This window comes from Bacillus sp. DX4.1 (assembly GCF_030348195.1).
Taxonomy (GTDB): Bacteria; Bacillota; Bacilli; order Bacillales; family Bacillaceae_G; genus Bacillus_A.
In genome coordinates this window covers 1-591 of the sequence record NZ_JAUCFT010000005.1, presented here as the reverse complement: position 1 = coordinate 591, position 591 = coordinate 1, and the positions used below count along the sequence as shown (strand labels likewise).

The 591-nt window shown below is 38.4% G+C and carries 1 pseudogene; it reads right to left on the bottom strand.

The features are described 5' to 3' along the window. A pseudogene (locus tag QUF99_RS00170) lies at positions 1–591 on the bottom strand (IS200/IS605 family accessory protein TnpB-related protein); the annotation flags it as partial.

Sequence of the window (591 nt, the reverse complement as noted above, 5' to 3'; positions counted from 1 at the left end):
TTTCACAATATAATACTCCCCATAGTCTTCCACAGACCACGCAATCGGTTTGCCATGTTTTTTCCTATTCTTACAATGTAATTGGTTTTTAATCACTTCCTCAATGATTTCTTGTCCATACGGGAATGTGACAGCTGGAAACATAAGCAGTTTTCCTGTACTTGTCGTCATCCACAATTCCTGCTTCTCAAGCATATACTGAAACACAAAATTTCCGTGTTTGGCATCTTTACGGCCAGATAGAATGAGTTGTTTATTTCGAGCACAGGAAAATAATGTTTTCCATTTGTCATGGTTACGTATAAACTCATCGATTGTAAATTGAGACCGAAATAGTTTTTCACTCCCAAACACCGCGCTCGGAATATGCGTTTGGTACGATTCAAGCTTCTGCTTTAAACGGTATTGCCTGTGAGTCAAACGACCGATTTTTGCTTGAATCCTTTTGATTTGAACATCTAAGTACTGGTGCTCAAACAGATATTCATTCAGCCAAATGAATGTGTCCTCTTTACGAGACAAGGAGATAATATTATTGTTCTTCGAAAAGCGGGAGTTTTTGGGAAACGTAATCTTTCCTTTCACACAGCT